Below are 26577 nucleotides of genomic sequence, written 5' to 3'. Positions count from 1 at the left end.
TAAATGGTAACGTCTACATCTCTTTCCAAGATAAAATCGCTCACATCCCTAGAATAGATATCTACGGTGGCGGAAAGCCGGTCCATCCCAAATTCAATACCAAAGTTGGTTTCGGCCTTCTCTTCCCATTTCAGGTCAGGGTTAGCGTCTGTTCTTTGGTTACTGCTTAATTTACCACCAGCTGGCTCATAAAGTGCTCTGGATAAGCCATTAGAGGCTGGTAGTGCGCCAGTTACACCGTATCCTACCCTAACTTTTAATAGGTCTACGTTATTAATGTTTAAATAACGGTTAAGGTCTGCTCCCAATCCAACAGCGGGAAAGGTAGCCCATCGGTTGTTTTCCCCAAACTTGGTAGAACCTTCGTGTCTTAGTGATGCATTAAAGAAAATTGCCCCGTCATAGGTAGCACTGAATCTTCCGAAAAAGGCGATAATTCTATCGTCTGGGCTGGCATTACTGTTAGCATTGATAAAGCCTGCATTTGCCAGATCCTGGGACCACTCCAACGCATTGATATATTCTATATCGTTGTTCGGGAAATCGCCCATTTCCAAGAAGTAATCGTACTGATTCTGTTGTTGCCACGAGTATCCACCCGTAAGGGACATGTCTACCGGACCTAAAAACTTCTTATAGGTACTATAAAGTTCAAATAATTTGAAATCGCGATTTTGTGTATATAGTCTAGCTAAACCCTTTCTGTTAGGACTGGTTGCATTTCCTCTAAAATGGGAAGTGGTTCTATAGTAATCCTGGTTGGTTAGTTTATTAGTCTGCTGGGAAATAAGTGCATTAACCTCCCAGTTATCCATGATATCGTAATTAAAATTGGCGCTATAGGTAAATTCGTTTCTAGCACCGTTGTTGGTATTTTGATTTACGATAGAGAGCGGGTTAAAGCTATCAAAGAGTCCCAAGGTTTCAAAGTACCCACCAAAGGAAGCCGAATCGAAGGGGAAGGGCGCATCTTTTCCAAAAATTGGTGCTGTTGGGTTGTACAACAATGCATACCGCAATGCCTCTTCATAGCTAAAATCACTTTTCCTATTGGTAAAGGATAGGTTGAAATCTATCTTTAACTTGTCATTAAAAGTAAGGGTCGATACACTCGCTCTGGTATTAAATTGCTTAAAACCAGATTCCCGCAAGATACCTTGAGAATCCCTAAAGTTTCCAGAGAACCTATAATTGGTCTTGGTATCGCCCCCAGAAATGGAGACGTTGTTTACCTTAGAGGTACCGTCCATAGTCACTAGGTCTAACCAATTATTTCTGCTTCCCAGGTCTACCCCACCGGCATTTACAAATTCGTCTGCAGACATTACGTCTACGTGGTTCGCAATGGTAGACAAGGCCAGGGAGCCTGAATAGTCTACGTTAACTTGGCCAGGGGTCCCTTTTTTGGTGGTCACCAAGATAACCCCACTAGATCCGCGGGTACCATAAATAGCAGCTGCAGAACCATCCTTTAAAACGTTTATGCTTTCAATATCCTTTGGGTCAACGTTATTAAGCGAGGATCCCACCACTCCGTCTATAACGATCAATGGGGAAGAGTTGGCCCCTACGGTAGAAACTCCACGTAGTCTGATGACCGCTTCTTCATTGGGGTTCCCCCCTTTATTGTAAATACTTAAACCTGCCACCTTACCTTGTAATAATTGCGAGGCATCGTTCACGGTTCCTTGGTTAAAATCCTCTGCATTTACTACCGTGACCGCGGAAGTAATTTCCTTTTTGGATTGGGACCCGTAGCCCGTGACCACAACTTCGTCCAATGCCTGTGCGTCTTCAGTTAATACTACATCGATGGTAGACTGCCCATTTACAGGAACCTCCACACTTAAATATCCAATGTAGCTGAAAACTAAGACTGCATCGCTGTCTACATTGCTGAGCGTATAGTTTCCATCAAAATCGGTTTGGGCACCGTTGGTGGTTCCCTTCACAATTACGCTGGCCCCCGGTAGAGGACCTTGGTCGTCAGTAACCGTACCGGTTACCTCTTGTGCCCTAGCAAACCCCAGACATAAAATTGCCCCGGCCAGCACAATACCCTTAAGTTGTTTGATTCTCATAAATAGTAAATTAAGTTTAGTTATTATTAATTGTTAAAGTTTTGTTAAATTCAAGAAAGGGCTTCCGTATCCATTTTACGCAAACGGTTTCGTGCCAGGAAGTTGTTTCCTAAATTTAACTGATTGGAAAAGTCTTTTAATGCTTACCAGTCCAATAAACTTCGTTCTTTAGGTGGTTAATCCTAAAGTTATGTTAACAAATATAACATAATTTGCCAATGCATACAATATGGGCGCGGATTGATATTTTTTTTGCCTTTATTTTTGCCGTGGTTGAATACTTATTTTAATTCATGAATTAACCTAGAATTCTTTTTTAATAGTATCTTTCACTCTTATATATTAGCCATAACAAGGAAAAAACAAGGTTTTGAAGAGAAAAATTACGCTTAAACACATTGCGCGAGAATTGGGGGTTTCTATTTCTACCGTATCCAAAGCGTTGAAAAACAGTGAGGAGATAGGAGCGGAAACCAAGGTGAAGATTCAGGCTTATGCCAAATTACACAATTACAAACCCAATAATATTGCGATTAGTTTAAAGAACAAACGAACCAAGAATATTGGGGTGATAATTCCGGATATCGTCCATCATTTTTTTACTACTGTATTTAGGGGGATAGAAAAATATGCCAACGGGAAAGGGTATAACGTAATTGTATGTCTGTCCGATGAGTCTTTTGACAAGGAAGTGATTAACATGGAGCTGCTGGCCAATGGAAGTATCGATGGTTTTATCATGGCCCTTTCTTCAGGAACCCAATTGAAGGGAGACTACACCCATTTAAAGGAAGTAACGGACCAAGGAATCCCATTGGTATTGTTTGATCGGGTGACCGATGAAATAACCTGTGATAAGGTGGTTATTAACGATAAGGAAGGGGCTTACCAAGCGGTAACAAAATTCATCAAGGATGGCAGGAAGAAAATAGCCTTGATTACTACCGATGAATATATTAGTGTAAGTAGAGATCGTACCGCGGGTTATAAACAAGCCTTATTGGATCATGATTTGGAGTTTGATGAGGAGTTGATTCTAAAGCTGCCTACTATGGAGATTGATGAAAACGCAATTGCTTCCTTTTTTAGTAATACGGAAGTAGATGCTGTCTTATGTGTAAATGAGGTGTTCGCTATTGCTAGTATGCGTTATGTAAAGGCCAAAGGGCATAACATCCCAGAAGATATTTCTTTCATTGGTTTTACGGATGGAATTTTATCCAAATACGCTAACCCAGGGCTTACTGCAGTGGCCCAGCACGGGGAGGAGATGGGAGAAATAGCTGCCCAAATGCTTATAGAAAAAATAGAGGTGGAGGTAGAGGAAGAAACCTATGTTACCAAGGTGTTAGCCCCTACCCTTATAGAAAGGGGATCTACCAGAAACAATAAAGTTTAAATTAAGATGTATAGAACCGGATTTATTTTCGATTTGGATGGGGTGATTGTAGACACCGCTAAGTACCATTATTTGGCCTGGAGAAAATTGGCTAATGAATTAGGTTTCGAGTTCACCGAGGAACAAAACGAACTCTTTAAAGGGGTAAGTCGGAAACGATGCCTGGAGATCTTGTTGGATATAGGGGGAATTACAGCAACTACCGAGGAATTTAACCGATGGATGGTAGAAAAAAACGAGGATTACCTAGCCTATATAGAAAAAATGGACAGATCTGAAATACTGCCCAAGGTAGAAGAGGTGTTGTCCTATATTAAATTTAAGGGGATGCCCATTGCTTTGGGATCTGCTAGTAAAAATGCGATACCCATATTGGAAAAAGTAGGGCTATCCAGTTATTTTGAGGTGGTAGTAGATGGGAATCAGGTTACCAAAGCCAAGCCCGATCCCGAGGTGTTTTTAATGGCTGCAGAAAAATTAGGGGTTCCTGCCCAAAACTGTGTGGTTTTTGAGGATGCTGTTGCAGGATTGGAAGCAGCGAACAATGCGGATATGGTGAGCATTGGGATTGGCGATGCCCAAATCCTAACTGCTGCCGACCACGTTTTTAATAACTTTGAGGAGATGGATATTTCCTTTTTAGATAGGTTAATGCAAGAGGGTAATTAACTCCTTGGCCCAAGTTCCCTATAACACCCACCTTATATATCACCTTATGTATATGGGGTTTTTATTAATTGGAGCCTGAAATTTAATCAGAAGCTTCTAAGTAATTTTGCTATATGAACCAAGCTAAAAACCGTGATAACAATTCCGATACAGCAATGGAAAAGCGAAAAGTGGTAGTGTACCAAGTGTTCACCAGACTGTTTGGAAATAGCAATCCCCATAATAAACCCTGGGGGACTATTGCTGAAAACGGAGTGGGGAAATTTGCCCATTTCACAGAGAAGGCTTTAGGAGAAATAAAGGAGCTGGGCGTAACCCATATATGGTATACGGGAGTGCCTCATCATGCGTTAATAGGTGATTATACTGCCTATGGTATTTCTAAGGATGACCCGGAAATTGTTAAGGGCAGAGCGGGATCGCCCTATGCGGTAAAGGATTACTATAATGTAAATCCAGATTTGGCGGATGATCCAAGCAATAGGATATTAGAGTTTAAGGCCTTGGTAAAAAGGAGTCACGCTGCTGGCTTAAAGGTAATTTTGGATTTGGTGCCCAACCACGTTGCACGGAACTATGAGGGCAAAAACAACCCCAAAGGAGTGCTAGACTTTGGAGCGGAGGACAATAAGAGCGTGGAATATGATAGGGATAATAATTTTTATTACATCCCCAATGAGGTGTTCCAAGTTCCAGAATGGCGCAATGGATACCAGCCTCTGGGAGGTGAACCCTATGACTTAGGCGCGGATAAATTTGTGGAGAATCCGGCGAAATGGACCGGAAATGGTTCTAGGTTGGCGCAGCCCGATTTTAATGATTGGTACGAGACGGTAAAAATAAATTATGGTATCCGCCCCGATGGGACCAAGGATTTTGATTCCCTTCCCGAAGGATTCGATCAAAAGGATGTTTCGGAGCATGTTGCTTTTTGGAGCGAACGGGAGGTCCCTAATTCTTGGGTGAAATTTAAGGATATCGCCATGTATTGGTTAGATTTAGGGGTAGACGGTTTTCGGTATGATATGGCCGAAATGGTTCCGGTGGAGTTTTGGAGTTATTTAAACGCTACTATAAAAATGAAAAACCCCGAGGCCTTTCTGATGGCCGAGGTATACCAACCTCACCTGTACAGGGAGTATATTTTTAAGGGGAAAATGGATTACCTCTACGATAAGGTAGGTTTCTACGACGGATTAATTCCGATTATGCAGGGCTATGGGTGGACAGACCACATCCCCGTAGTTCATAAAGAGGTGTTGGATATTGAGCACCATATGCTCCATTTTTTGGAAAACCACGATGAGCTTAGAATTGCCAGTCCTGAGTTTTTGGGCAAGGCGCAATTGGCCAAACCTGGGATGGTGGTATCTGCTACCATTGGCACCTCGCCTACCATGATTTACTTTGGGCAAGAGGTGGGGGAGCCGGCCGCAGAAAGTCCTGGTTTTGGTTCTAAGGGGCGTACCTCCATTTTTGACTATGTGGGGGTGCCTCATTTTCAGCGTTGGACCAACCATGGGAAGTTTGACGGCGGACAGCTATCTTCCGTGGAAAGAGAGCTTCGAGACTTCTATAAAAAGCTTCTAAACTTTACTATTAATAGTAGCGCATTAATGGGGGAGTACCGTGATATCCATTTCTATAACAGGGATCATACCGAATACTATAACCATAGGGTGCTGTCGTATGTGCGCTGGTCCCAAGACGAAAAGCTAATTATTATTATTAATTTTGATGCCAACGATGGCTTCGGATTCGAGTTGAAAATCCCAGAGGAGATCACTAGGGAATGGGGACTTCAAGATGGTGAACACCACTTACGGGAACAATTGCAAAATGCTAAAGAAAGCACCTTGCGGGTGCTACATGGATTGGGGGAGTTTAGAGTGGATATACAACCCTTGGAATCGCAAATATTTAGAGTTTATTAATACCTATAGAATTGGATATATGAAGTTATCAACTACAGTGACAATTTTCTTGATCGCGCTACTAACCATAAGCTGTGAGAATATGAATACACCTTTAGTTATAGGACATAGAGGCGCCATGGGCCATGAGACCGAAAATACCTTGGCATCCGTTCAGAAAGCCTTGGATCTAGAGGTGGATATGATAGAAATTGATGTCTTTAAAATTAGAAGCGGGGAAATTGTGGTCTTTCATGATAAAACGGTGGAAAGGCTCACGGAGGGTACGGGAAAAATAGAAGACTATAATTATGAGCAACTTCAAGAGCTAACCCTTACAGGCGGGCACAAGATTCCTACCCTACAGGAAGTTATTAATCTCATGGATAAAAAGGCTCATTTAAATATAGAGCTAAAAGACGCCAATACGGCGGATAGGGTGAATTTTATAATCAATTATTATGTTCGGGAAAAAGGTTGGCCCTTAGACAAGTTTTTAATATCTAGCTTTAAATGGGAGGAACTAAGGCGCATGCGGACTCTAAACCCGCAGATTGGGATTGCTGTTTTAACGGATAAGGATCCTTTGCAAGCAATGGATATTGCTGCGGAATTGGGTGCCTTGGCAATTAACCCATACTATAAAACCCTTAGCTTAGAAAATGTAGATAAAATGCAAGAGGCAGGATTTAAGGTGTATCCTTATACTATTAATGAACCTGCGGATATAAAATCTATGAAGCAAATGGGCGTAGATGGCATTATTACTAATTATCCCGAACGCATAAATTAATGTACGACGTACTTATATTAGGAGGAGGAGCAGCCGGATTTTACGCGGCCATACATATAGCGGAAGCAGATCCAAAGCTAAAGGTGGCCATTATGGAAAGGGGCAAAGAAGTGCTGGGGAAAGTAAAGGTTTCCGGTGGAGGCCGTTGCAATGTTACCCATGCCGAGTTTGATCCTAGGGAACTTGTGAAATACTATCCTAGGGGAGAAAAAGAATTATTGGGGCCCTTCCACACTTATTGTAGCGGGGATACCGTGGCCTTTTTTGAAGAGAGAGGCATTTCCCTAAAAATAGAGGAGGATGGCCGTATGTTCCCTACCAGCAATTCTTCTCAAACTATTATAGATTGTTTAGTAAGTGAAACCGAACGCTTGGGGGTGAAGGTTTATAGGAATAGTTCGGTAACTGGGTTTGCCAAGCTCAAAGATGCCGCTCAGGATGCTAACGAAAGCTGGCAGGTGCAGACCATACGCGGCAACTATAGTGCAAAAAAACTTTTAGTTTGTACGGGTAGTAATCCCAAGATATGGGGAATACTACAAAAATTGGGACACTCCATAGTACCACCCGTTCCCTCCTTATTTACCTTTAATATAAAAGACGATAGAATCACCGGAATTGCCGGGGTAAGTACTCCCGCAAGAATAAATATAGTGCCTAGGAAAAGTCATCTAGATAAATTTCAGGCTGCCCTAAAAAAGCATGGGTTACAGCTTAGCGATTTAGAGACGGAGGGGCCTCTTTTAATTACGCATTGGGGGATGAGCGGTCCTGGAATCCTAAGATTGTCTGCCTGGGGCGCGTTGTTTTTAAGCGAACTGGACTATAGGTTTAGCATTCGTGTGAATTGGCTGCCCGCTTATCACGAAGGAGGGGTGCTTAAACAGCTTCAGCAAATAAAGGAAGTGGAAGGTAAAAAAACCGTGCTTCGTACCAAATGTTTTGCCCTTCCTAAAAGGTTGTGGAACAGTTTGGTAAAAGCCTCGGGGATTACGGAGGCCGATAAATGGGCCGACATCAAAAAATCCCAATTACAAGACCTAGCAAGGGAATTAACAGCTTGCCAGTTTCAGGTAAATGGCAAAAGTACTTTTAAGGAAGAATTTGTTACTGCAGGCGGAATTGACCTGAAAGAGATTAATTTCAAGACCTATGAAAGCAAACGAATACCCAATCTGTATTTCGCTGGGGAAATTATTAATGTGGATGCCATTACTGGCGGATTTAACTTTCAAAATGCGTGGACGGGTGCTTATATAGCTGCCCAGGGAATTGCAGAGAGTATCAACGCCTAATGTAGCGCCAACATCAATAAGCCTGCAAGGCTAGCCCCTACGATGGGGCCTATCACCGGAATCCAAGAATACCCCCAATCATTTCCTCCCTTGTCTTTCATGGGGATAAGGGCGTGTACAATTCGCGGTCCTAAATCCCTGGCCGGATTAATCGCATATCCCGTGGTGCCACCCAGGGAGAGTCCAATAGACCACACCAGAAAAGCTACAGGGAGTGCACCCAAGGAGCCTAAACCTATAGCGGTCCCTGTTTCGGTAATGGAAGCGTCCGTAAAATAGAGTACTACAAATACTAGGGCAAAGGTGCCTACTACCTCGCTAAGGAAATTAGATAAAGGGTTTCTAATGGCAGGAGCAGTGCAGAAAACTGCCCGTTTTAGTTCCTTATTCTCCGTTACCTCAAAATGGTCTTTGTACATTATCCACACAATAAACGATCCCAACATGGCGCCTATAAACTGCGCCAAGGTATACGATGGCACTAGGGCCCAATCAAATTTTCCTGCGACTGCCAACCCTATGCTTACGGCCGGATTTAGGTGGGCGCCACTATAGGGAGCGGCGACTACCACCCCTACAAAAACGGCAAGTCCCCAGGCAGTGGTAATTACCATCCACCCGTGGTCATTAGATTTGGTTTGGTTAAGAACTACATTGGCAACTACCCCGCCACCGAGAAGTATAAGAAAAAAGGTGCCGATTATTTCGGCAATAAATGGAGTCATACTAGCTTGGTTTTTCTATTTAGTTTTTTTGATCGGACCATACTTGCAAAGCTTCTACCGCCCTATGCCAGCCTTTAATAGTTTCTTCTATCTCTTGGCGCTCGGTACTGGGCTCAAAATTTGCATCGGTCTGCCAAATATCTTGAATTTCTTCTAAACTATCCCAAAATCCCACGGCTAATCCAGCAAGATATGCAGCTCCCATTACGGTGGTCTCTACTACTTTGGGGCGTACGGTGTTAGTATTTAGGACATCGGACTGTATTTGCATCAGTAAATTATTGACGGTAGCCCCACCATCTACCCGCAATTCCTTGATCTCTATGTTAGAGTCGGCCTCCATGGCCTTAAGAACATCCATGGTCTGAAAAGCGATGGCTTCTAAGGCTGCCCGAGCAATATGCGCATCGGTAGTACCACGGGTAAGTCCAAAAATAGTCCCCTTGGCATGTTGGTCCCAATAGGGAGCGCCCAATCCTGAAAAGGCTGGAACAAAATAAACGCCATCCGAATTATCTACGGAATTGGCCAATGCCTCGATTTCCGAGGATTTTTTAATGATTTTTAAACCGTCCCTTAGCCATTGCACCACGGCACCAGCAATAAAAATACTGCCTTCCAAGGCATAGTGGGTTTTGCCGTTAATTTGCCACGCAATGGTGGTAAGGAGATTGTGCTCGGAAACAATGGGTTTGTCTCCAATATTCATCAGCATAAAACAACCGGTACCATAGGTGTTTTTGGCCATTCCGGGTTTGGTACACATCTGTCCAAATAAGGCCGCTTGCTGATCACCAGCAATACCGGCAATTGGAATTTTGGAAGCAAAGAAATTGGGGTTGGTATGGCCATATAATTCGCTCGACTGTTTTACTTGGGGAAGCATGGATGCTGGAATGGTAAATAGCTCTAAGAGCTCTTGGTCCCATTCTAGACTGTTGATATTAAAAAGTAGGGTCCTAGAAGCATTGGTAACATCGGTAATATGGAGTTCCCCTTTGGTCATATTCCATATCAACCAGGTGTCTATGGTCCCCATTATAAGATCGCCTGCCTCCGCTTTTTCCCTAGCCCCTTCCACATGGTCCAAAATCCATTTTACCTTTGTGGCAGAGAAATAGGAGTCTATCACTAGCCCCGTTTTTTCTCGGATCATTTTAGATTTCCCCTGCTTTTTTAATTCGTCGCAATAGTTGGAGGTACGTTTATCTTGCCATACAATGGCATTGTAAACGGGGAGTCCGGTATTTTTGTCCCATACCACTACGGTCTCCCGTTGGTTGGTGATGCCTATAGCGGCAATATCGGAGCCATATATCGATTTTTTGGAGGTGGCTTCGGCGGCCATGCCTGCTTGGGACGACCAAATTTCAATGGGATCGTGTTCTACCCATCCGGGCTTGGGGAAATATTGGGTAAACTCCTTTTGTGCAACCGAAACAATGTTGCCCTTTTTGTCGAAAACAATAGCCCGGGAACTGGTGGTGCCCTGATCTAAAGCTAAAATATATTTTGCCATATGGGGGATTTCTAATTGAATAAAGGGCTTAAGATAATAAATTAAGTAAATGGTTCTTAATAAGTAAGGACAATATTGGAAATAGGGCTGTTACACCTGCTGTTTTAAAGGAATCCCAATGGTTGGTTAGGATCCTTATTTTATGCGAAGGTATATTCCGCACCTTATGGTTAAGGCAGTAATAATCGGGATGTGGAGTTTTTCGCTACCTGCTCTTAGTATTAAAAGACTTTCATATAAGGAGTTTGAAACCTTATAGGTGTTCGGGTTTACTACTCACCAAATGGTTCCTTGGCTACCGATGCCCATGCACTGACCCCGCGTTAGCTATTGCAGCGGCATCCTTTTTTGTATTTGGGGAGTTGGGCAAGGCTTCCCAAACCGGGTAGGTATTGCCGCTATGGGACAAGGACAAAAAAGATATAGCGGAAAGAGCGACCCGTTAGGGGAACGCCCACAAAAAAATAGCTCAGCACTAATCTTTTGGGGGATTATAACTAATAGCAATTGAAGCTGTATTTGGTGAAGGCTGCTCTTGCGCAAAAAGGAAGCTTACTGCGCACTTGTTGCCGATCACTGATCAATTCAACTCCCAAATCTTGTAGTTGAGAACCGTAGCAAAGCAAACCCATAGTAAATACGGGATTAAAAGATAGGCGGCCGTTTTATTCACCACTTTAAACCATTTTATGGTGAAAATTAGCAGCACCAAGAGGGTGATGATCACGAGCAGGGCGCCAAAAGTGTTATTGAATCCGAAGAAAATAATGCTCCACAGGGCATTGAATAAGAGTTGAATGCCAAAATGATAGAGGGCGGTTTTTACCCAAATATGATAAAAGCCTTTAGCCCATACGATGCCTGCGGCTATGCCCATTAAAATGTACATCAAGGTCCAGACAGGGGCAAATATCCAGTTAGGAGGATTAAACCAGGGTTTGTTCAGTTCAACATACCACTCGTTTACCGAGCTTTGGGTAGCAAAGCTAGATAGAAACCCGACCAAAAGACAAATGGCCACGGAAATTCCTATATACTTGTATCGGTTTTTCAAACGCTGGTTGTTATTCGGTCTAAATTAATAATTTATTTTAACAGCAACTAGGGCAACACACCTTAAAACCTATCTTTGTACAAATTTTTTGGATTATGAGGGAAAAAGATTTTGTTGCGGGCGAGTACTCGGGCCCCTTTTTGGATGGAAAAGTTACCTACCGTTCTCCAAGCAATATTGCCTTGGTGAAATATTGGGGTAAAAAGGAGCATCAGGTGCCGGCCAATCCGTCGGTAAGTTTTACCCTAGATACCAGTGCTACCACTACCACGCTTAGCTATACCAAGTTATCCGCCCCAGGAAAAGACTTCTCTTTTGAGCTGCTTTTTGAGGGCAAGCCCAAACCCGATTTTAAGCCTAAAATCCACACCTTCTTTTCTAGGATAGCACCCTATATGCCCTTTTTAAAATCGTATCATTTTGAAATAGAAACCTCTAATTCTTTTCCACATAGTAGCGGAATAGCCTCTTCTGCCAGCGGGATGTCTGCCTTGGCGTTATGCCTTATGCACCTAGAGAAGGAATTGCAACCTGGGATGGACGAGAATTACTTTAAAACCAAGGCATCCTTTTTAGCCAGATTGGGCTCTGGTAGTGCAGCAAGGAGTATAACGGGGCCATTGATGCAATGGGGGCAGCACCAGGATACGGAAGGCAGTTCCGATCTATATGCCATCACCTATCCCCATAAAATTCATGAGGTTTTTGAAGGGTATCAGGATACCATTCTCTTAGTGGATAAGGGACAGAAGCAGGTAAGTAGTACCGTGGGGCATAATTTAATGCACGGCCATCCCTTTGCCGAGCAGCGATTTAAGCAGGCGCATGACAATTTATCGGAATTGAGACGGGTGTTTGCAGAAGGAGACCTTCCCAAATTTATAGAAATTGTAGAGAGCGAGGCCCTGACCCTCCATGCAATGATGATGAGCAGTTTACCGTATTTTATGTTGATGAAGCCGAATACCCTTCATATTATCAATAAAATATGGGAATTTAGGGCTGCAACCAAACTGCATGTCTGCTTTACCTTAGATGCAGGGGCTAATGTGCATGTGTTGTATCCGGCCTCCGAAAAAGAAGTTATTTTGCAGTTTATTAAGGATGAGTTAATTGTATATTGTGAAAACGGGCAGTATCTTTGCGACCAAATCGGGAAAGGCGCCGTTGAGCTTTAAAAGATTGATATAGTTAAAGTTAAGGAAGTGGGTGGTAGGCTATTGTATCCCATGCAGGGGTAAGAGACCCTTTGGTAGCTGGCCCCACACCCTATTTAATTGTAAAATTATTAGTAACTTAATAGAATGAAAGGACCACTATTTTACTCTAAGATCCTGCTTTTTGGGGAATATGGAATCATAAAAGATTCCAAGGGACTCTCCATACCGTATAATTTCTATAAGGGAGCATTAAAGGCTACCAATAAAGATACCGAACAAGCAAAGAAATCGAACGCCAGCCTGGTAGCATTTGCCCAGTATTTGGAAAAGATGCAGGAGGAGAATGCAGATTTGGTGCGTTTTGACCTGGAGGCCCTAAAGCGCGACTTGGAGGAGGGGATGTATTTTGACAGCTCCATTCCACAAGGATACGGAGTAGGAAGTAGTGGGGCATTGGTTGCTGCCATCTACGATAAATACGGGATCGATAAGATTACGGTCTTGGAAAATCTTACACGTGAAAAACTTCTGAAGCTAAAAGCTATTTTCGGGAAGATGGAATCCTTTTATCATGGAAATTCCTCGGGCTTAGATCCTCTAAACAGTTACTTAAGCCTTCCCATCCTAATAAACTCCAAGGATAATATTGAGTCTACCAGTATCCCATCCCAAAACCTAGATGGTAAAGGAGCCGTATTCTTATTGGATAGCGGTAGTATTGGTGAAACTGCGCCCATGGTGAACCTGTTTATGGAGCAAATGAAGCAGGAAGGGTTTAGGACCATGCTTAAAAATCAGTTTATAAAACATACGGACGCCTGTGTGGAAGACTTTATCACAGGTAATATTAAAAGCCTTTTTGGAAACCTAAAACAGCTATCCAACGTAGTGCTAGATAATTTTAAGCCCATGATTCCCGTAGAGTTTCATAAGTTGTGGAAACAGGGCATAGAGAGCAATGAGTACTACCTAAAATTATGTGGTTCCGGTGGCGGTGGCTACATCTTGGGATTCACGGAAGATATCCAAAAGGCTAGGAAGGCACTAAAAGACTATAAATTAGAAGTAGTTTATAACTTCTAAGATGCCCAGCTATGCTTAGTAGAAAAAATAAGCTCTTACTGTTAAAGTTTTTGAGCTTGTTTTCCGTTATTCGTGGTTATAACATCCTAATGATAGTGTTGGCCCAGTACTTGGCCTCCATTTATATTCTTGCTCCAGACCTACCCCTTAAGGAGGTGGTCCTAGATATAAATCTCTTTGTTTTAGTAGTGGTGTCTGCCTTGGTGATTGCAGGAGGATATATCATTAATAACTTCTACGATGCGGAGAAGGACCTTATTAATAAGCCAAGGAAAAGTATGTTAGACCGCCTGGTGAGTCAGCGTACCAAACTCACCACTTATTTTGTGCTTAATTTTCTCTCTGTTTTTTTTGCTAGTTATGTGTCCTTTAGGGCGGTGTTGTTTTTTTCGGCCTATATTTTCGGAATCTGGTTTTACTCCCACAAACTAAAAAAGGTAGCATTTTTAGGGAATTTTGTATTTGCTACCTTGGCTATTGTGCCATTTTTTGCGGTTTTCGTGTACTACAAAAACTTCGATACCGTAATTTTTGTGCATGCACTCTTTTTGTTTTTATTGATCTTGGCCAGGGAAATCGTAAAGGATCTGGAAAACATTGCCGGGGATTTGGCCCAGAACTACAAGACCATTCCAATTTTGCACGGGGTGGTTTTTTCCAAAGCCTGCATTACTATCCTTATGGTGCTTACTCTAGTGCCTTCCGTTTTATTGATTAGGTACTTTGATGTAGGCTATATGTACCTCTACTTTATTGCTTGTATCTTTTTTCAGATTGGATTTTTGGTATTGTTGAGCAAAGCCACCACCAAAAAGCATTTTGTTTGGCTGCATGCTATTTTAAAGTTGATTATTATAACCGGGGTTTTTAGTATCTTGTTGATCGATATAGATCTTGTTTTAAATAGAATTATACACTAAGCGCGAATTAGGGAAGCATTCTCACGGTGATACAGTTTCCTTGTATTACCTTTGTATCAAATTAATTAAGTATGAGTAGGTCAAGTTCAAGGGACGATAAGAAGGCATCAGGAAGACAGGGTGGTAACTATCGGAAGAAAAGTTACGCCAGGGGTAATTCTCCTATAAAGAAAAAGAATGATCCAAAACCGCCCTCCGATCCCAATGTGATGAGGTTGAATCGATATGTGGCCAATAGTGGTGTGTGCTCTCGTAGGGATGCAGACATCTATATTGCTGCCGGGAGTGTTACGGTAAATGGGAAACCCATTACAGAAATGGGATATAAGGTAAAGCTCACCGATGAGGTGAAGTTTGATGGACGCTTATTGAATCCGGAAAAAAGAGAATATGTGCTGTTAAACAAACCGAAGGATTTTGTAACCTCTTCCAAGGATGAGTACGGGAGGAGAACCGTTTCTTCATTAATTACGCAAGCCTCCAAAGCTAAACTGACCCCCATAGGGAAAATGGATAAAACCACTACGGGGCTATTGTTGTTTACCAATGACGGGGAGATGCAAAAAAGGCTTACCAAACCCAAAAACGGGCTTCGGAAAATATACCATGTGGAGCTCAATAGAAACCTTAGGGGAGAAGACCTCCAGAAAATCAAGGAGGGGGTTATGGTAGACCAGAAAATAGTGCGTGTAGATGATATCAGTTATATAGATAATTCCCCCAAAAAAGAAATTGGTATAGAGCTTAGAAGTACGCGTAGTAAAATTGTACAACGTATTTTTGAGGAATTGGAATACGAGGTGGTTAAATTAGATCGTGTGGTTTATGCCGGTCTTACCAAAAAAGATTTGCCTCGTGGACATTGGAGATACCTTACCAAGCAGGAAGTAATCAATCTAGGTATGATCAATTAAAAGTTTATTGAGTTCGTAAAAATGCCCTTGAGACTATCTCAAGGGCATTTTTATTTTATACAGCCTTATTTTATCTGGAATGTAAGGAGAAATTGCCCACAAGAAATAAATACATATCTTGCGTGCATGAAAAAATTCCTTATTATTTTGTTGGCAGTACCGCTCCAGATGATGGCGCAGGAGGTGCCTGGATCCGTAGCCTTTTGGAATACCTTAACTACCCATTGTGGCAAAGCCTATGAAGGCGAAATTATTGCCGGTGGTAAAGCCGGGGATGGTTTTACAGGAGAGAAATTGGTGATGCACGTACGTGCCTGTGGCAAAAACGAACTTAGGATACCTTTTTTTGTAGGCGAGGACAAATCTAGGACCTGGGTACTTACCATGGATGAGAATAATCTAATTCAGTTAAAACACGACCATAGGCTTCCAGACGGGACCGATGATGAGGTGACGATGTACGGCGGACGTAGTACGAATACTGGATTGGCAGACATTCAATTTTTTCCTGCAGATCAGTTTACCTCTAACTTAATTGCCTATGCTTCCAATAATGTGTGGTGGATTACGGTGGACGATACTTCCTTTACATACAATTTGAGGAGAATAGGGACGGATCGGTTTTTTTCCGTGAAGTTTGACCTAACGAAGGAAATTGCAACTCCCGGGGCCCCTTGGGGAAGCGAGGAATAAGCTATAGGGTTTCTCAAAATTCCGAAGCAATCATAGCATGGAGCGATTGGTTGTAGGGGACTTTGCTTAGGCCTGATTATTTTCATAATCTTGTTGGTATACTAACTGCCATCTAATAAATAGTTTAGCAAGGATGAAGGAAACATTTGCGACCAAGATTATAAGGTTTAATAAAGAACTCAACTTTTCCCAAGATTTGTATAAGGGAATACAAGTGATGAACCCTTTTCAGGATAACCCCGAAATCCTAGAAATCACAGAGGCTTTTTACGGTAAATTCTATAATGATACCCATAAAAGGAAGCTGATTGTTGGTATAAACCCTGGAAGATTGGGTGCTGGGATCACAGGAATTCCTTTTACAGATTCTAAAAGGCTCAAAGAGGTGTGCGATATTGATATAGCCTCGGTAAACAGTCATGAACCTTCTTCGGTCTTCGTATACGAGGTAATTGAAGCCTATGGGGGCGTAGAACGCTTCTACGGGGAGTTTTTTATCAACTCCATGTTTCCCCTTGGGTTTATCCAACAAAACGCCAAGGGCAATTGGGTAAATTGTAACTATTACGATTACCCAGCGTTGTTTGAGCAAACCAAGCCATTTATTGTAGAGAATCTTAAAAAGCTGCTTGCCATGGGAGTGGATACTTCCAATTGTATTGTACTGGGAAAAAAAAATGCAAAGTACTTGAAGGCTATCAATACCCAGGAAAAGATATTTGATACGGTTACGGTCTTAGATCATCCCCGGTATATTGTGCAATACAAATCCAAGGAGAAAGAAAGATACCTTACCGAGTATCTATTGGCATTGCAATAGACCTTTCACTTATTGGAAATAAGCTTTAAAATAAAATGCCCCTCTGGCCAGAGGGGCATTTTAAGTGTATGTTGGTCTTTGCTTTAGTACAAAGGGATATGGTTAGGATATCCGATCCATTTTTCTACGGATGTCTGCCAAGCATAAATTCCCCAAACTTCCCTTATGGGTGTGTTTTATATCTTTCTTGGGGGAGAAAGTTCCTTCATTGATTTCCTTCCCCATTTTTTTATAGGCGTCCCTAAACGGAACTCCGCTCAACACCAATTCGTTTAATGTGTCTACACTAAATAGATAATCGTATTTAGGGTCTTCTAAAATGGAGTGGTTTACCCGTATCTCGCGCAAGCTAAAAGTGAGGATTTCCAAACAGGCTTTAAGGTCTTGGATGGCGGGGACAATGACCTCTTTTACTAGCTGAAGGTCCCTGTGGTAACCACTAGGTAGGTTATTGGTGATAAGAATTAATTGGTTGGGCACCGCCTGTAGTTTGTTGCACTTCCCCCGAACCAGTTCAAAAACATCCGGATTCTTTTTATGCGGCATAATGCTACTGCCTGTAGTAAGTTCGTCCGGAAAGGAAATAAAGTTAAAGTTTTGGCTCATATAGAGGCAGATATCCATTGCCATTTTAGACAAGGTGGCGGCCACGTTGCTCATTCCAAAAGCTGCCGCTTTCTCTACCTTACCCCGTCCCATTTGTGCAGAGACTACATTGTATTTCATGCTTTCGAAACCCATTTCTGCGGTGGTGAAATCGCGGTCTATGGGGAAAGAACTGCCGTAACCGGCGGCACTTCCCAGCGGATTTTGGTCTGCTACTTTATACGCTGCATCCACAAAATATAGGTCATCAATCAAACTTTCCGCATAGGCAGAAAACCATAGTCCAAAAGAAGAGGGCATCGCAATTTGTAAGTGCGTATAACCTGGGAGTAGCACGGTTTTGTATTTGTCGGCCAAATTTAATAGGAGGTCAAAGAGGACTTTTACTTCGCTCTTTATTTCCGCTAGTTCGGTTTTAAGGTAGAGATGCATGGCTACCAGCACTTGGTCGTTCCTAGATCTTGCGGTATGGATTTTTTTACCCGTATTGCCCAGCTTCTTGGTAAGCACATACTCTATTTTGGAATGCATGTCCTCAAAATTGTCTTCAATGACAAACTTTCCCTTTGCGATGGTTTTTGCAATATTGTCTAGTTCCCGTACCAGGTCATCCGTTTCCTTTTGGGTAAGGAGGCCAATTTTCCCCAGCATTTTGGCATGCGCCTTAGAGGCGATTACGTCGTATTTTGCGAGTAGTAGGTCTAACTCCCTATCGTTCCCTACTGTAAAGTGATCAATTTTCTTGTCCGTGCTAAAGCCTTTGTCCCAAAGTTTCATTTTCTATGTATTTACTTCCCCTAGGTGGGAAACTGTTTAGTGTTGCTTGCTATATTCTCTTTTTGCTCACCACTTGGGTGAATCCCAACAATCCTATTAGTATCCGTAGAGCGTTAGTTGTTATCTATTAGAAACCCCTTCAGAATCTTGATATATAGGTCTATTCCCTCTTCTATTTCGCTAAGATAAATAAATTCGTCCGCAGAGTGGGAGCGGGTACTGTCCCCTGGTCCCAATTTTAGGGATTGGCAATATAAACAAGCCTGATCCGAAAGGGTAGGGGAACCATAAGTCTTTCTGCCCAATGCCAATCCAGACTGTACCAAAGGATGGTCTTTAGCGATGGAGGAAGAATTTAAGCGTAAGGATCTTGGGGTCATCTCACAAGGGGCTTCGGCCGCTAAAATATCCGCAATTTCCTGATTGCTATAGCGGTCGTTTACCCGAACGTCTATCACCAGGTCTACATGCCCTGGTACTACGTTATGCTGATTGCCAGCTTTTATTTGGGTTACCGTTAGTTTTACCTCCCCTAATACTTCGGATACCTTGGGAAATTTATAATCTTTAAACCACTGAAGCACCTCTATGGTATTGTAGATGGCATTGTTGTTATTAGGATGTGCGGCATGTGAAGGGGTGCCGTTTACCTTACCATCAAAAACTACCAATCCTTTTTCGGCGATGGCCAATTGCATCAGTGTAGGTTCCCCTACAATAGCTACGTCAATTTTTGGAAGAAGGGGTAGCATACTGTTAAGTCCATTAGGTCCGGAGCTTTCTTCCTCTGCCGAGGCAACTATTATTACGTTGTGGCTTAGGTTTTCCTTGTCGTAAAAGTGGGTGAAAGTTGCCAATAGAGATACTAGGCAGCCCCCGGCATCGTTGCTTCCAAGTCCGTATAGCTTGCCATCTTCCACATGCGGATTAAAAGGGTCTCTGGTATAGGCAGAATTGGGTTTAACCGTGTCGTGGTGCGAATTTAACAGGAGGTTGGGCTTGTTGGCATCGTAGTGTTTGTTAAAGGCATAAACGTTGTTTTTCTCCCTTTTAAAAGGGATGTTAAAATCGCTTAACCAATTTTCAATGGCCGCAGCTGTCTTATCTTCTTCGGAGGAAAAAGACTGAATGCCGATCAACTGATGCAGTAAATCAATGGCTTTTTCCGTTCGTTGTTTTTGATCCATAGTTATTTATAAGGTAATTGTGGTATACAAGCTGGCATCTGGGGCTAACATGCTTATATCCCCAATGCACACCTTGCCTACACTTTTGTGAAGCGCATGAAAACAATTTTCCAATTTAGGAAGCATGCCATCCGCTATAATATTCTTTTCCAATAATTCTTGATAGTTGCCAGGTTCCAGGTGTTTTACCACGGAATCCTCGTCCGAGATATCCATTAAAACTCCTTTTTTCTCAAAGCAGTAATAGAGGGTGGTGTCATACGCATCGCTCATTCCAATAGCAACTTCCGAGGCAATGGTGTCTGCATTGGTATTTAAGAGCTGCCCTTCCCTATTATGGGTGATGGCGCAGAAAACCGGCGTAAAGTCGGCTTGTAGCAATTGATAGATGGCCAAAGTATTTACTTCTTCCACATCCCCGGCAAATCCGTAGTCTATATCTTTAACGGGGCGTTTTACCGCTCGGATGGTATTGCCATCTGCCCCGCTTAATCCTATAGCATTGGTGCCACGGGCTTGTAATTTGGCAACAATATTTTTATTGGCGAGTCCGCCATAAACCATCGTAATTACCTTTAGGCCTTCGGCATCGGTTATACGCCTACCGCCCACCATTTTAGAGGTTATCCCCAATTTATCTGCAAGTTGGGTGGCCAGTTTTCCGCCTCCATGTACCAATATTTTTGGACCTTGCATGGCCGAAAAGGCATCGAGGAATTTATGTAGCTCCCCTTCGTTTTCTATAACGTTCCCTCCAATTTTTATAATGGATAATTTCTTTTTCATAAGCCTTTACCTACTTCTCCCACGGGAGAAATAGGGGTGTTTTAGTGAATGTTACTACTTCATATAGACCGGTATGGGTCCGTTAGTTTAGCTGTCTAAGCCCTTTAAGAGCTTTTTTAGCACTATTTGTGCTGCATAGGTCCTGTTATTGGCCTGTTCTATAACTAAGGATTGATTACCATCCAATACCTCGTCTGCGACTATAACATTTCTTCGTACCGGCAGGCAGTGCATAAATTTTGCTTTACCCAACTTCTTGGAGGTGATAGTCCAGTTCTTATCCTGGTTTAACACCTTTCCATAATCTTGGTAACTGCTCCAGTTCTTTACGTATACGAAATCGGCATCTTCCAATGCCTTGTCCTGGTCGTATTCAATCTTCGTATTCTTGGTGATTTCAGGGTTTAATTCATATCCTTTGGGGTGGGTGATCACAAAATCGGCCTCCTGCAACTGCATCATTTCCACAAAGGAATTTGCTACGGCATGGGGGAGTGCTTTTGGATGAGGCGCCCAAGATAGTACCACCTTGGGTCTTTTTTCGGGTTTGTTTTCCGAAAGGGTAATGGCGTCTGCCAAAGCCTGTAAGGGATGGCCAACAGAGCTTTCCATATTAATAACCGGGATTCCAGCATATTTCTTAAAGCCATTGAGTACTATTTCGGCTTCGTCCTGTTCCTTGTCCGTTAGGCTTGGGAAAGCGCGTATGGCTACCAAATCACAATACTGGGCCACTACTTGTGCAGCTTCCTTAATATGTTCGGAAGTTCCCTGATCCATTACCGTACCGTCCCCATATTCCAGGGCCCATCCTTCACTGCCAAAATTCATTACCATCACTTCCAATCCAAGGTTTATTGCTGCCTTTTGGGTACTGAGGCGGGTTCTTAAGCTGTTATTGAAAAATAACAGGCATATGGTTTTTCCAGCACCCAGTGCTCGGTGTTGCAAGGGTGCCGCTTTAAGGGATTTCGCTTCTTCTACCCATTGGGGAAGCGAGTCTATGTCTTTTAAGGATAAAAAATGTTGCATGTGTTTATTTTATAGTGGTAAAAGCTGTTTTGTTTTCTATGGCATCTATAATGAAATGATCCTTGAGGCCATTTACGATCCAGGTTTCTATATTAGCCTTATGTGCAATGGTGGCAGCTTCTATCTTAGATTGCATCCCTCCGGTTCCATGGGAGGAAGTGGAGTGATTTACTTCTTTACTGAGGTCAGACAGACTATGGACCTGTCTAATGGTCTTGGGATCCTTGTTGTCCAAGGATTCCTTGGTGTAAATTCCGTCCGTATTGGTGGCAATAATCAATAAGTCGGCCTTTATCAGGGCCGCAGTGAGCGCTGCCAGCTTATCGTTGTCCCCAAATTTTATCTCGTCCGCTGCCACGGTATCGTTTTCATTGATTATCGGGATAAAATTATTGGCTACCAATATATTGATGGTGTTGCAGATATTCTCCCTGGAGATTTCCCTTTCAAAATCTGAATAGGAAAGCAGGCACTGGGAGGTGAAAAGCCCCAATTCCCTAAAATTCTCCTGAAAAATGCGCATTAGGTGAGGTTGTCCAATGGAGGCCAAGGCTTGTTTAACGGTTATCTCCTGCCCATTGTGTTCTAGTTTTACAAATTGTTTGGCGGCTGCAATGGCACCAGAACTCACGATGATAAACTCGTATTGGTCACTTAGTTGGGCAATTTGTCGCCCAATATCCTCAATTTTTCCCCGTGAAATGTGATCGGTTTCCTTGGTGAGGGTGTTGGACCCAATTTTCAATAATATCCTTTTTCGTTTCATGTGCTTGCTTTTTAACCGATTCCCTTTAAGGGTGATGGTGCCGGGCAGGGCATGGGGTGTGCCCAATGCGTTATGCCATCTGCCTACAATTCTTTTTTCAGGGCTTCAAAAAATACATCTAAATCTCCCTTGGTTATATTGAGTGCAGGTAGTATTCGCAATACGTGTTTGTCACTGGCCCCACCAGTAAACATACGTTGGTTGTGAATTAGTTTCTTTCGCAGTTCTGCCACCTCAAAATCAAATTCTAATCCCAACATCAGTCCCATGCCCTTTACCTGTTTTACTTGTGGGATGGTTGCGGCCTTTTGCTTAAAATATTCATAGAGGAGAGCCGAATTTTCAATGAGCTTCTCTTCTTCCAATACCTCTAAGACCGCCAAGCCTGCAGCGCAGGCCAAATGGTTTCCTCCAAAGGTAGTACCTAAAAGTCCATAGGAGGCTTTAATACTTTCGTGGATTAGCACGCCACCAATAGGAAATCCGTTCCCCATTCCCTTGGCTATGGTAATGATATCTGGTTGTATGTTGAAGTGTTGAAAGGCAAAGAATTTACCACTTCTACCGTAGCCACATTGTACCTCGTCCGCGATGAGAAGCACTTGGTGCTCCTTACAGAGTTTAGCGATGTTTTCATAGAATTTGGGCGATGGCATATCTAAACCACCTACCCCTTGAATGGTTTCTATAATTACGGCACAGACATCCCCTTTGCTGATTTCTGTGATAAACGCCTGCAAATCATCAAAGGGAAGAATGGTAGCTTTCTGCTGTTTGTTGATGGGGGCATTTATTTTTTCATTGTCGGTGACTGCAACTGCTGCCGAAGTACGACCGTGAAATCCATGTTTAAAAGAAATGACCCTGGTTTTCCCATTTTGGAAGGAGGCTAGTTTTAAGGCATTTTCGTTGGCCTCTGCACCAGAATTGCAAAGAAAGAGATTGTAATCCTCGCAATTGGAAAGGCTGCCTAATTTGGCGGCCAGCTCTTTTTGCAGCGGGTTTTGCACCGCGTTGCTGTAAAATCCTATTTTATCTAGTTGGTCTTTTAACCGAGTGATATACGTGGGGTGGGCGTGTCCTATGGAAATTACAGCATGACCTCCATAAAAATCCAAATAGTCCTGTCCCTTATCATCGGTAACTACAATTCCCTTTGCTTTAACCGGGGTTACATCATAAAGGGGGTATACATCAAATAATTCCATTTCTTTTACTACTTATTGTCTGCTGGTGCATATATCCACCAGCATATTTGTTATAGGATTAATCCTTTTTAATTTCATTTATTTTATCAAATGAAGCTACAATTCCCCTAATTAAGGAGGAACTAAGGCCTTGGTGTTCCATTTCGTTAAGTCCGGAAATGGTACATCCCTTTGGGGTGGTCACTTTATCTATCTCGGACTCTGGATGGCTTTCCGACTCTATTAATAGGCTTGCCGCCCCGTTACACGTATGCATGGCCAGTTCTTGTGCTTCTTTGGCATCAAAGCCCAACTGTATGGCGCCTTGGGTGGTTGCACGTATCAGTCGCATCCAGAAAGCGATTCCACTGGCGCAGATTACGGTGGCAGCTTGCATCTGTTCTTCGGGAATCTGGAGGGAATGCCCCATTCTGTTGAAAATAGTTTTGGTGAGGTCTATGCGCTCTTTTCCTTTTTCGTTGCTACAGATACAAGTCATAGACTTCCCAACGGAAATAGCGGTGTTTGGCATGGCTCTAATGATATAGTGGTTAGACCCAATAATTTCTTCCATTCTGGCAATACTGAAACCGGTAATGGTTGAAATAACCACATGCCTTTCCGTAAGAAGGTCCTTTACCTCCGATAGGATTTTCGCAAAGTGCCCTGGTTGTACGGCAAATATCAAAACGTCGGCTTTGGAAACGGCTTCTTTGTTATCGGAAGTGATAAGAACGTTGTCATAGCTTTCAAATTCCTTAAGATCGGCCAAATTTCTCTTGGTGAGTACCATGGAGGTGGCTCCATTGGTGCTCAAAATACCGTGGGCAATGGATATTCCCAAATTTCCCGCTCCAATTATGGCTATTTTCATTTCCTCTTATTTTAGGTTGGTCCGATAGGAGCGCCTTTCCATGGCGACCTTTCGTGAAAAGTTTGATTTATTGGTCTTAAAAAGAGCTCGTTTAATGATAAAATCCTAAACGAGCCCTTGGTTTTATGTTATTAAAATACGCCTGCCTTTAATTGCAAGCCGGCATCTTCTTCCCATCCGAAGGCCAAATTCATGTTTTGCACTGCTTGCCCAGACGCTCCTTTTAATAGGTTGTCCAAGGCAGAGGTAATTAAAAGGGTGTTGTTGTGCTTGTGCAAATGAAGGTGGCATTGGTTGGTATTTACCACTTGTTTTAGATGGATGTTTTCTTCCGTAACCTGGGTAAAGGCAGCCTCTTTATAAAAATCGGAATATAGCTTATAGGCTTCTTCCAAGCTTCCGTTGAATTCCGTATAAGCGGTTGCTAAAATCCCTCTGGTAAAGTTCCCTCTATTAGGTAAGAAGAACAATTCTCCGGTGTCTTTCTGCAAGCTGTGCAGGCTTTCCTCTATTTCCCCAAGGTGTTGATGCGTAAAGGGTTTATACCAAGATACATTGTTGTTTCTCCAGCTAAAATGAGCGGTTGGGGCAAGGCTGGCTCCTGCACCGGTACTTCCTGTAACGGCATTAATATGGACAGGCTTATTTAATAACTCTGCCTTTGCCAATGGCAACAAGGCCAATTGAATGGCAGTAGCAAAGCAACCTGGATTGGCAATGTATTTTGCAGATTTAATTTCCTCCTTCTTAAGTTCTGGAAGCCCATATATAAAGGTCTTTCCATCCAAGAGGGCATCTTCGGCCAACCTAAAGTCATTGCTGAGGTCTATAATTCTGGTATCCTCGGAAAAAGGGTTTTCTTTTATAAATTTAGTGGAGTTCCCATGTCCTAAACATAGAAAAACGACATCTACATCCGGATTTACCGTTCCTGTGAAGCTAAGATCCGTGGTGCCCAAAAGGTCAGGATGGGCAGTAGTTATTTTTTTATCGGCTCTCGTGGTACTATAGACGAAGTCTATTTTTGCTTTGGGATGGTTTAAAAGTATTCTAATAAGTTCCCCGCCGGTATACCCCGATCCTCCTATAATTCCTACCTTAATCATCTTGTTGATTTACGTGATTGTATATTTTTCCAGGATTGGATAGTATTTTAATAAATCCTTTGGCATCCTCTGCCGTCCAACCTTCATTCATTTCCCCATAACTGCCAAAAGAGGCGTTCATTAAATCGTGGGGAGAGGAGATTCCATCCAATTCAAATCTATACGGGTGAAGCGAAACAAAAACATCCCCGGATACATTTCTCTGGGTATCCGTAAGGAAGGCCTCTATATTTCGCATTACCTCGTCCATGTAGTTTCCTTCGTGCAATAACATGCCATAGAAACTGCCTTGTTGTTCTTTTTGATATTGTTGCCATTTGCTTAGGGTATGTTTTTCCAACAAATGGTGGGCCTTAATTATAATTAGGGAGGCGGGGGCTTCAAACCCTACTCTTCCTTTAATTCCGATGATGGTATCACCTACGTGGATATCTCGGCCAATGGCATATTTGGAGGCGATGGCTTCCAATTTTTCAATATTGTTTACCGGACTATCATGCTCGCCATCCAAGGCAATTAATTCTCCCTTGTGGAAGCTTAATTTAATCTGGGTGGGTGTTGTTTCCTGTAACTGACTTGGAAAGGCATTGTCTGGAAGGGGTTTATGGGAGGTGAGTGTTTCGTCCCCTCCAACAGAGGTGCCCCAAAGACCTCTGTTAATAGAGTATTTGGCCTTTTCCCATGGATAATCTACTCCATTGCTCTTTAGATATTCTATCTCTTCTTCCCTAGACAGCTTATTATCCCTGATAGGGGTAATAATCTCTATCTCTGGCGCTATGATCTGAAATATCATATCAAAACGCACCTGGTCGTTCCCAGCTCCGGTACTCCCGTGCGCAATATATTTGGCCCCTACTTTTTTAGCGTAATTTACTATTTCTATGGCCTGGACAATTCGCTCTGCACTTACCGATAGCGGATAGGTGTTGTTCTTTAGGACATTGCCAAAGATCAAATATTTAACCACCTTGTCATAAAAGGTCTGTACGGCATCAATGGACGTATACGAGGTAGCACCAAGTTCCAATGCCTTCTTGTGAATACTGGCTATTTCCTCCTGGGAAAATCCTCCGGTGTTTACACTTACGGCATGTACCTCAAAACCTTTGTCCTTGGATAAATATTTTGCACAATAAGAGGTGTCCAATCCTCCACTGTAGGCTAAAACTAATTTTTTCATTTTACTCTTTTATATAGTTGCTGGGATGGCGATGG

24 protein-coding genes are annotated in these 26577 nt (G+C 42.7%); 11 read left to right on the top strand and 13 right to left on the bottom strand.

Annotated elements, in window-relative coordinates:
- Window positions 1-2081 (bottom strand): SusC/RagA family TonB-linked outer membrane protein (locus F1E73_RS04875; RefSeq protein WP_150451262.1); only part of this gene is annotated, 2081 nt, incomplete at its 3' end.
- Between the two features lie 370 nt (window positions 2082-2451).
- On the opposite strand from F1E73_RS04875, the gene F1E73_RS04870 reads away from it, so the two are divergent.
- The 5 genes from F1E73_RS04870 to F1E73_RS04850 all read left to right on the top strand — a co-directional run bounded on the left by F1E73_RS04870 (window position 2452) and on the right by F1E73_RS04850 (window position 8150).
- Window positions 2452-3480, top strand: a complete 1029-nt coding sequence (locus F1E73_RS04870; protein ID WP_150451261.1) for a LacI family DNA-binding transcriptional regulator — start codon at window positions 2452-2454, stop codon at window positions 3478-3480.
- Window positions 3481-3486: 6 nt separating this feature from the next.
- A complete protein-coding gene (gene pgmB / locus F1E73_RS04865) occupies window positions 3487-4149 on the top strand; it encodes a beta-phosphoglucomutase (RefSeq protein ID WP_150451260.1) in 663 nt (220 codons plus the stop codon).
- Between the two features lie 113 nt (window positions 4150-4262).
- Window positions 4263-6083 carry an alpha-amylase family protein gene (locus F1E73_RS04860; RefSeq protein WP_150451259.1) on the top strand — a complete coding sequence of 607 codons (1821 nt, stop codon included), beginning with the start codon at window positions 4263-4265 and terminating at the stop codon, window positions 6081-6083.
- An 82-nt stretch (window positions 6084-6165) separates the two neighbouring features.
- Entirely contained in the window at window positions 6166-6855 is a 690-nt protein-coding gene (locus tag F1E73_RS04855) for a glycerophosphodiester phosphodiesterase (protein ID WP_223883356.1), read from the top strand.
- Window positions 6855-8150: a BaiN/RdsA family NAD(P)/FAD-dependent oxidoreductase gene (locus F1E73_RS04850; protein ID WP_150451257.1), complete on the top strand. Its 1296-nt coding sequence runs from the start codon at window positions 6855-6857 to the stop codon at window positions 8148-8150. Before F1E73_RS04855 ends, F1E73_RS04850 begins: the two co-directional genes overlap by 1 nt.
- On the opposite strand, the gene F1E73_RS04845 is transcribed toward F1E73_RS04850, so the two are convergent.
- From F1E73_RS04845 to F1E73_RS04835, 3 genes are all read right to left on the bottom strand, one after another.
- A complete protein-coding gene (locus F1E73_RS04845) occupies window positions 8147-8875 on the bottom strand; it encodes an MIP/aquaporin family protein (RefSeq protein WP_150451256.1) in 729 nt (242 codons plus the stop codon). The two genes, F1E73_RS04850 and F1E73_RS04845, sit on opposite strands and share 4 nt — an antisense overlap.
- A gap of 19 nt (window positions 8876-8894) precedes the next feature.
- Window positions 8895-10394, bottom strand: coding sequence for a glycerol kinase GlpK (glpK, locus tag F1E73_RS04840; protein ID WP_086475908.1), 1500 nt, complete (start codon window positions 10392-10394; stop codon window positions 8895-8897).
- A gap of 580 nt (window positions 10395-10974) precedes the next feature.
- Window positions 10975-11448, bottom strand: a complete 474-nt coding sequence (locus tag F1E73_RS04835) for a TspO/MBR family protein (RefSeq protein WP_086475909.1) — start codon at window positions 11446-11448, stop codon at window positions 10975-10977.
- Between the two features lie 95 nt (window positions 11449-11543).
- On the opposite strand from F1E73_RS04835, the gene F1E73_RS04830 reads away from it, so the two are divergent.
- The 6 genes from F1E73_RS04830 (at window position 11544) to F1E73_RS04805 (ending at window position 17038) form a co-directional block, all read left to right on the top strand.
- Window positions 11544-12626, top strand: coding sequence for a diphosphomevalonate/mevalonate 3,5-bisphosphate decarboxylase family protein (locus F1E73_RS04830; protein ID WP_150451255.1), 1083 nt, complete (start codon window positions 11544-11546; stop codon window positions 12624-12626).
- Between the two features lie 126 nt (window positions 12627-12752).
- Window positions 12753-13691: a mevalonate kinase family protein gene (locus tag F1E73_RS04825; protein ID WP_150451254.1), complete on the top strand. Its 939-nt coding sequence runs from the start codon at window positions 12753-12755 to the stop codon at window positions 13689-13691.
- Window positions 13692-13702: 11 nt separating this feature from the next.
- Window positions 13703-14611, top strand: a complete 909-nt coding sequence (locus F1E73_RS04820; protein WP_150451253.1) for a geranylgeranylglycerol-phosphate geranylgeranyltransferase — start codon at window positions 13703-13705, stop codon at window positions 14609-14611.
- A 71-nt stretch (window positions 14612-14682) separates the two neighbouring features.
- The gene (locus F1E73_RS04815) at window positions 14683-15525 is read left to right on the top strand and encodes a pseudouridine synthase (protein WP_086475913.1); all 843 of its coding nucleotides are present in this window, start codon (window positions 14683-14685) and stop codon (window positions 15523-15525) included.
- Between the two features lie 126 nt (window positions 15526-15651).
- A complete protein-coding gene (locus F1E73_RS04810) occupies window positions 15652-16218 on the top strand; it encodes a hypothetical protein (RefSeq protein ID WP_086475914.1) in 567 nt (188 codons plus the stop codon).
- A 133-nt stretch (window positions 16219-16351) separates the two neighbouring features.
- A complete protein-coding gene (locus F1E73_RS04805) occupies window positions 16352-17038 on the top strand; it encodes an SMUG2 DNA glycosylase family protein (RefSeq protein ID WP_150451252.1) in 687 nt (228 codons plus the stop codon).
- A 102-nt stretch (window positions 17039-17140) separates the two neighbouring features.
- Here the strand turns inward: F1E73_RS04805 and argH are convergent, their stop codons facing one another.
- The 9 genes from argH to argG form a co-directional block, all read right to left on the bottom strand.
- On the bottom strand, window positions 17141-18421 hold the full coding sequence (argH, locus tag F1E73_RS04800; RefSeq protein ID WP_150451251.1) for an argininosuccinate lyase: 1281 nt from the start codon (window positions 18419-18421) through the stop codon (window positions 17141-17143).
- Window positions 18422-18534: 113 nt separating this feature from the next.
- Window positions 18535-19608, bottom strand: coding sequence for a M20 family metallo-hydrolase (locus tag F1E73_RS04795; protein WP_150451250.1), 1074 nt, complete (start codon window positions 19606-19608; stop codon window positions 18535-18537).
- A gap of 6 nt (window positions 19609-19614) precedes the next feature.
- Window positions 19615-20394 (bottom strand): acetylglutamate kinase, encoded by a 780-nt coding sequence (argB, locus tag F1E73_RS04790; protein ID WP_150451249.1) that lies wholly within the window; start codon window positions 20392-20394, stop codon window positions 19615-19617.
- An 87-nt stretch (window positions 20395-20481) separates the two neighbouring features.
- Window positions 20482-21426 carry a Rossmann-fold NAD(P)-binding domain-containing protein gene (locus F1E73_RS04785; RefSeq protein WP_150451248.1) on the bottom strand — a complete coding sequence of 315 codons (945 nt, stop codon included), beginning with the start codon at window positions 21424-21426 and terminating at the stop codon, window positions 20482-20484.
- Between the two features lie 4 nt (window positions 21427-21430).
- The gene (gene proB / locus F1E73_RS04780; RefSeq protein WP_086476023.1) at window positions 21431-22192 is read right to left on the bottom strand and encodes a glutamate 5-kinase; all 762 of its coding nucleotides are present in this window, start codon (window positions 22190-22192) and stop codon (window positions 21431-21433) included.
- A gap of 83 nt (window positions 22193-22275) precedes the next feature.
- On the bottom strand, window positions 22276-23400 hold the full coding sequence (locus tag F1E73_RS04775; protein ID WP_150451247.1) for an aspartate aminotransferase family protein: 1125 nt from the start codon (window positions 23398-23400) through the stop codon (window positions 22276-22278).
- 58 nt (window positions 23401-23458) lie between these two features.
- The gene (gene proC, locus F1E73_RS04770; protein WP_150451246.1) at window positions 23459-24253 is read right to left on the bottom strand and encodes a pyrroline-5-carboxylate reductase; all 795 of its coding nucleotides are present in this window, start codon (window positions 24251-24253) and stop codon (window positions 23459-23461) included.
- Between the two features lie 131 nt (window positions 24254-24384).
- The gene (gene argC / locus F1E73_RS04765) at window positions 24385-25359 is read right to left on the bottom strand and encodes an N-acetyl-gamma-glutamyl-phosphate reductase (RefSeq protein ID WP_086475922.1); all 975 of its coding nucleotides are present in this window, start codon (window positions 25357-25359) and stop codon (window positions 24385-24387) included.
- A complete protein-coding gene (gene argG, locus F1E73_RS04760) occupies window positions 25352-26542 on the bottom strand; it encodes an argininosuccinate synthase (RefSeq protein WP_086475923.1) in 1191 nt (396 codons plus the stop codon). The genes argC and argG overlap by 8 nt, the downstream gene beginning before the upstream one ends.
- Window positions 26543-26577: the final 35 nt, after the last annotated feature.

Origin of the sequence: Arenibacter lacus (genome assembly GCF_008711145.1) — a bacterium.
In the GTDB taxonomy this organism is placed as follows: domain Bacteria; phylum Bacteroidota; class Bacteroidia; order Flavobacteriales; family Flavobacteriaceae; genus Arenibacter; species Arenibacter amylolyticus.
The sequence above is the reverse complement of the archived record's forward strand: the minus strand, read 5'-3'. Positions and strand labels throughout refer to the sequence as shown.

Coding starts and splice junctions, on each gene's coding strand:
- pgmB (WP_150451260.1), top strand. CDS start 3,487: ATGTATAGAACCGGATTTATTTTCGATTTGGATGGGGTGATTGTAGAC.
- F1E73_RS04860 (WP_150451259.1), top strand. CDS start 4,263: ATGAACCAAGCTAAAAACCGTGATAACAATTCCGATACAGCAATGGAA.
- F1E73_RS04855 (WP_223883356.1), top strand. CDS start 6,166: ATGAATACACCTTTAGTTATAGGACATAGAGGCGCCATGGGCCATGAG.
- F1E73_RS04850 (WP_150451257.1), top strand. CDS start 6,855: ATGTACGACGTACTTATATTAGGAGGAGGAGCAGCCGGATTTTACGCG.
- F1E73_RS04845 (WP_150451256.1), bottom strand. CDS start 8,875: ATGACTCCATTTATTGCCGAAATAATCGGCACCTTTTTTCTTATACTT.
- glpK (WP_086475908.1), bottom strand. CDS start 10,394: ATGGCAAAATATATTTTAGCTTTAGATCAGGGCACCACCAGTTCCCGG.
- F1E73_RS04830 (WP_150451255.1), top strand. CDS start 11,544: ATGAGGGAAAAAGATTTTGTTGCGGGCGAGTACTCGGGCCCCTTTTTG.
- F1E73_RS04825 (WP_150451254.1), top strand. CDS start 12,753: ATGAAAGGACCACTATTTTACTCTAAGATCCTGCTTTTTGGGGAATAT.
- F1E73_RS04820 (WP_150451253.1), top strand. CDS start 13,703: ATGCTTAGTAGAAAAAATAAGCTCTTACTGTTAAAGTTTTTGAGCTTG.
- F1E73_RS04815 (WP_086475913.1), top strand. CDS start 14,683: ATGAGTAGGTCAAGTTCAAGGGACGATAAGAAGGCATCAGGAAGACAG.
- F1E73_RS04810 (WP_086475914.1), top strand. CDS start 15,652: ATGAAAAAATTCCTTATTATTTTGTTGGCAGTACCGCTCCAGATGATG.
- F1E73_RS04805 (WP_150451252.1), top strand. CDS start 16,352: ATGAAGGAAACATTTGCGACCAAGATTATAAGGTTTAATAAAGAACTC.
- argH (WP_150451251.1), bottom strand. CDS start 18,421: ATGAAACTTTGGGACAAAGGCTTTAGCACGGACAAGAAAATTGATCAC.
- F1E73_RS04795 (WP_150451250.1), bottom strand. CDS start 19,608: ATGGATCAAAAACAACGAACGGAAAAAGCCATTGATTTACTGCATCAG.
- argB (WP_150451249.1), bottom strand. CDS start 20,394: ATGAAAAAGAAATTATCCATTATAAAAATTGGAGGGAACGTTATAGAA.
- F1E73_RS04785 (WP_150451248.1), bottom strand. CDS start 21,426: ATGCAACATTTTTTATCCTTAAAAGACATAGACTCGCTTCCCCAATGG.
- proB (WP_086476023.1), bottom strand. CDS start 22,192: ATGAAACGAAAAAGGATATTATTGAAAATTGGGTCCAACACCCTCACC.
- F1E73_RS04775 (WP_150451247.1), bottom strand. CDS start 23,400: ATGGAATTATTTGATGTATACCCCCTTTATGATGTAACCCCGGTTAAA.
- proC (WP_150451246.1), bottom strand. CDS start 24,253: ATGAAAATAGCCATAATTGGAGCGGGAAATTTGGGAATATCCATTGCC.
- argC (WP_086475922.1), bottom strand. CDS start 25,359: ATGATTAAGGTAGGAATTATAGGAGGATCGGGGTATACCGGCGGGGAA.
- argG (WP_086475923.1), bottom strand. CDS start 26,542: ATGAAAAAATTAGTTTTAGCCTACAGTGGAGGATTGGACACCTCTTAT.